5 protein-coding genes are annotated in these 4,534 nt (G+C 32.1%); 3 read left to right on the forward strand and 2 right to left on the reverse strand.

The window, feature by feature from the left end; translation table 11 throughout:
* The first annotated feature begins 277 nt into the window (after positions 1 to 277).
* Together COC46_RS21675 and COC46_RS21680 are read left to right on the forward strand one after the other, a co-directional pair.
* On the forward strand, positions 278 to 967 hold the full coding sequence (locus COC46_RS21675; protein WP_098811963.1) for an MgtC/SapB family protein: 690 nt from the start codon (positions 278 to 280) through the stop codon (positions 965 to 967).
* 64 nt (positions 968 to 1,031) lie between these two features.
* The gene (locus COC46_RS21680) at positions 1,032 to 2,024 is read left to right on the forward strand and encodes a potassium channel family protein (protein WP_176545251.1); all 993 of its coding nucleotides are present in this window, start codon (positions 1,032 to 1,034) and stop codon (positions 2,022 to 2,024) included.
* A 61-nt stretch (positions 2,025 to 2,085) separates the two neighbouring features.
* Here the strand turns inward: COC46_RS21680 and COC46_RS21685 are convergent, their stop codons facing one another.
* Together COC46_RS21685 and COC46_RS21690 are read right to left on the reverse strand one after the other, a co-directional pair.
* Positions 2,086 to 2,490, reverse strand: a complete 405-nt coding sequence (locus COC46_RS21685) for a YugN-like family protein (RefSeq protein ID WP_098811965.1) — start codon at positions 2,488 to 2,490, stop codon at positions 2,086 to 2,088.
* 113 nt (positions 2,491 to 2,603) lie between these two features.
* The gene (locus COC46_RS21690) at positions 2,604 to 3,956 is read right to left on the reverse strand and encodes a glucose-6-phosphate isomerase (protein WP_098811966.1); all 1,353 of its coding nucleotides are present in this window, start codon (positions 3,954 to 3,956) and stop codon (positions 2,604 to 2,606) included.
* A 203-nt stretch (positions 3,957 to 4,159) separates the two neighbouring features.
* Here COC46_RS21690 and COC46_RS21695 point away from each other — a divergent pair, with 203 nt between their 5' ends.
* Entirely contained in the window at positions 4,160 to 4,393 is a 234-nt protein-coding gene (locus COC46_RS21695) for a DUF378 domain-containing protein (protein ID WP_056468643.1), read from the forward strand.
* Positions 4,394 to 4,534: the final 141 nt, after the last annotated feature.

The raw sequence follows: 4,534 nt of genomic DNA on the forward strand, positions 1-4,534 counted from the left end.
TAGTTTTCAAAGTTCACTTTATCGCGTCATTGGCGACTTTTTCATATTAACATCTCTTCATCAGCGAGTCAACATTTTTTTTATTTTTTATTACTTCATTTCGTTTTTTGTCGAACCATCTTGGCGACGTATATAAATATAACATCGCATTTGTAATATGACAAGCCCTTTTTTCATTTTTTTTTATAAAAGATGAAAAGTTTTATATTTAGTACGAAGGAAGTGTAATACGAAATGTCGAAATAGCCATAAACTATATAGAAAAGGGGTTTAGAAAATGGAGCTACAACCAGATATCCTCATAAAATTACTTATATCAGCAATGCTAGGTTCCGTTATCGGTTTAGAAAGGGAGCTAAAAAGAAAACCTCTTGGATTAAAAACATGCCTAGTTATTTCGATAATGAGTTGCTTACTAACAATTGTTTCGATTAGTTCGGCCTATTCATTTCGTAGCAGCGACTATTTAAATATAACAATGGATCCTTTACGTTTACCAGCTCAAATAGTTTCTGGAATTGGTTTCGTTGGAGCTGGTGTTATTCTCCGAAGAGGTAATGATACTATTGCTGGATTAACAACTGCTGCTATGATATGGGGCGCATCAGGTATCGGAATAATTGTTGGAGCTGGCTTTTATGTCGAGGCATTTGCTGGTGTAGGGTTATTAATAATAAGTGTTGAACTAATACCATTTTTAATTAACAAACTTGGTCCTAAAAGATTAAAAGAAAGAGATATAAGTCTGAAGCTTACTGTTTTAGGAATCGAAAATATAAATATTGTCATTGACCAAATAACTGCTCAAGATATTACAGTTAAGAACATTAAAATTAAAGGCTTAACTAATGATGAGCATTATGTCCAAATGAAATTATTAGTGTTTAATAAACGAAGAACAACAGAAATTTATTATGATATTGAGCAAATAGAAAACATCCGGGGAATTGAAATAGAGAGTATATAATAGTGATAAGTTATTAATTAGTTGGTAAAAATAAGTGTTACGAAATTGCGATGGAGGAATAAACTTGAAAGTATTTCGTAACCAACCGCTCTATTTTAAATCATATACATTATTTAAAATTACTTTAATTTTATTATCGTTGATTGCTATTTTCGGAACAATTATCCATTTTGCTGAACCTTTTACGTTTCCAACTGTTTGGGACGGCATGTGGTGGTCAATAGTTACTACATTTACAGTAGGTTATGGTGACTACGTACCTTTATCTCCAGTTGGACGTTTTTTTGCAGTTGTACTAATTTTACTAGGTACTGGATTTGGTTCTTATTATTTGATTTCATTCACAGCGCAAACCTTTAGAAATCAAGACGCAGATTATAGAGGGGAACTTACTTTTACAAAAAAGAACCATATTGTAATAGTAGGGTGGAACGAACGAGTTAAAAATGTAATTAAGCAAATACGTGAGTCTTCAATTTCAACACATATCGTATTAATTGATGAAAGTTTAGAGTTATTACCTTTTGAATTTGATAAAGTGCATTTTGTAAAGGGCTCTGCCTCCAATGATTCTATTTTAGAAAAAGCTAATTTAAAATTTGCTAATACAATATTAATTACAGCTGATCAAAATAAAAATGAAAAAGAAGCTGATATGCAAACAATTTTAACAATCATCGCTGCGAAAGGTGTTAATCAGTCAATAAACTGTATTGCAGAAATCTTAACTAAAAATCAAGTAATTAATGCAAATCGAGCAGGCGCAAACGAGGTTATTGAAGCTCATTTATTAACTTCCTTTGTAATGTCAGGTTCACTTATGCATAAAGGATATTCAGATGTTGTTCTTAAACTAACAAATCAACTTGAAAATTTCACAGTAAAAATAAGAGAAGTAGAACAGAATATGATCGGAAAATTTTACTTCGATATAGTGATAGAAGAATTAAACAACGATAAAATGATTATTGGGATTATTCGCGATAGACAGACTATAATACGGCCTGACAAAAGCGTTAAGATTGCCAAAGATGATTTTCTTATCTTACTTACTTAACAATGGTTACAAAATTATAAAACAAAGAGCCAATCATAAATATATGATTTGGCTCTTTGTTTTATAAAAGCTCATCTTCAATTTTCTTAAGTATTTCAAACCCTTTTATTTGATATTTTCTAGGCACTTTAGCATCTTTATCAATCGGTTCTTGAAACTGGTTTAATGATCCTGTTAGATTCCCTTCATAACCAATATTATCATCAAGCCCCTCATTATAAATGTGTGTTAGTAAAAATGGAGATTCAAATTGAATTACAGCTCCATCCATGTCTAATGAACCAGAAGTAACATTAAACGGCAAACGTAAATATTGATATCCGTCATCATCTCGCATTAATAGATCAAAGCTTCCATGATCATATTCCCAATTAGATCCGATAACAAAACCGTGATTTTTTAATTTCCCCTCAATTTCATTAAGCGGAAAAATCTCATTCTCTAATTTTGACTTTAAAGGATACAATGCTTTCCTCCTCCTTTTTCAATAGTATTTTCTTATTCGGTAAAAACATGAATTTAATTTTAAAAACAATAAAAAAAACCGCTGTTAAAGTTTATTTAACAACGGTTTTGTAATTATTTTAAACGTTCTTCTAACTGCTGTTTTAGTTCTTCAAATCCTGGTTTCCCTAATAAAGCAAACATATTTTTCTTGTATGCCTCAACACCTGGTTGATCAAATGGATTTACTCCAAGTAAGTATCCGCTCATCGCACAAGCTAATTCAAAGAAGTACACTGTATATCCGAAAGTATATTCATCTAATTTAGGTAGTGAAACAATTAGATTTGGTACTCCACCATCAGCATGAGCTAGGATTGTACCTTCAAAAGCTTTTTTATTTACAAAATCTACAGTTTTACCTGCAAGATAATTTAATCCATCCGAATCGTTATCCTCAAGTTCAATTGTTAATTCATGACGTGGGTTTTCAACAGAAAGAACTGTCTCAAATAAATCACGTCGACCTTCTTGTACATATTGGCCAAGTGAATGTAAATCTGTTGAGAAGTTTGCTGAAGATGGATAGATACCTTTTTGGTCTTTCCCTTCACTCTCCCCAAATAATTGCTTCCACCATTCTCCAAAATATTGTAAAGATGGTTCGTAGTTAACAAGCATTTCAATTGTCTTACCTTTGTTATATAAAACATTTCGTACAACTGCATACTGATAAGCTTGATTGTCCTCTAATTCTGAAGAGTTGTATTCTTTATATGCATCTTGTGCACCCTTCATCATTTGTTCAATATCAATACCCGCTGCAGCAATTGGTAATAATCCTACTGCTGTTAAAACTGAATAACGTCCACCTACATCGTCAGGAATAACGAATGTTTCATATCCTTTTTCATCAGCAACAGATTTTAATGCTCCACGTCCTTTATCAGTTGTAGCATAAATACGGTTTTTAGCTTCTTCAACACCGTATTTTTCTTCTAATAACTTTCTAAAAATACGGAAAGCGATTGCTGGTTCAGTAGTTGTACCAGATTTTGATATAACATTGATTGAAAAATCTTTATCCTTTAATACTTGAATTAAATCGTGCATATATGTAGAACTAATATTGTTTCCTACGAAGAAAACTTGAGGTGCTTTTCTTTCTTCTTTTGAAGCAATATTAAAAAATGAGTGTTGTAACATTTCAATCGCAGCACGCGCGCCTAAATATGACCCGCCAATTCCAATAACTAAAAGAACGTCTGAATCTGATTTAATTTTCTCTGCTGCTTTTTGAATTCGAGAAAATTCTTCTTTGTCATAATCATTAGGTAACTCTACCCATCCTAGAAAATCGTTACCTGCACCTGTTTTTTCATGAATTGTATGGTGAAATAATTTCACTGCATCCCTTAAATATGATATTTCGTGATCTTGAAAAAACATTTTTGCTTTTGAATAGTCAAATTTAATATGAGAAGTCATACATCAAACCTCCTTAAATAGTTATAATACCTTTTCAATGTACCTAAATAAATAATTGAAATCAAGTAAATGCAATCAAATTTATGTGAAAACTTTAACAAAAATCAAAATGTAATTTTTTTTATTAACTTTCTCTACATACATAAATGAAATGAAATGAGGCAAGCTATTCAAGAAGGTCATAAAAAGGAGGGTTAACTTATATGAGTACTTTACAACGAATTGCACTTATTTTTACAATTATTGGAGCTATAAACTGGGGGTTAATTGGATTCTTTCAATTTGATTTAGTAGCAGCAATTTTTGGTGGTGCAGATTCTGCTTTTGCTCGAATTATTTATGGTATCGTTGGTATTTCAGGCTTAATTAACCTTGGCTTATTATTCAAACCTTCAGAAGAGCTAGGTACACACCCTGAAACAAATGAAGTAAGATAGATTCGGACTTTCCAGTCTGAAAGCAAATTAAAAGGAAGGGATCCCCCTTCCTTTCAGACTGCCCGCCAAACGCTCGCTTTCTTCGTTGCTTCGCCTGCCTGCGGTGCTCATTACCGATTAGGGTAACTCCGCTCCTCATCA

It is taken from the genome of Bacillus sp. AFS041924, assembly GCF_002577195.1.
In the GTDB taxonomy this organism is placed as follows: domain Bacteria; phylum Bacillota; class Bacilli; order Bacillales; family Bacillaceae_G; genus Gottfriedia.

Coding starts and splice junctions, on each gene's coding strand:
- COC46_RS21675 (WP_098811963.1), top strand. CDS start 278: ATGGAGCTACAACCAGATATCCTCATAAAATTACTTATATCAGCAATG.
- COC46_RS21690 (WP_098811966.1), bottom strand. CDS start 3,956: ATGACTTCTCATATTAAATTTGACTATTCAAAAGCAAAAATGTTTTTT.
- COC46_RS21695 (WP_056468643.1), top strand. CDS start 4,160: ATGAGTACTTTACAACGAATTGCACTTATTTTTACAATTATTGGAGCT.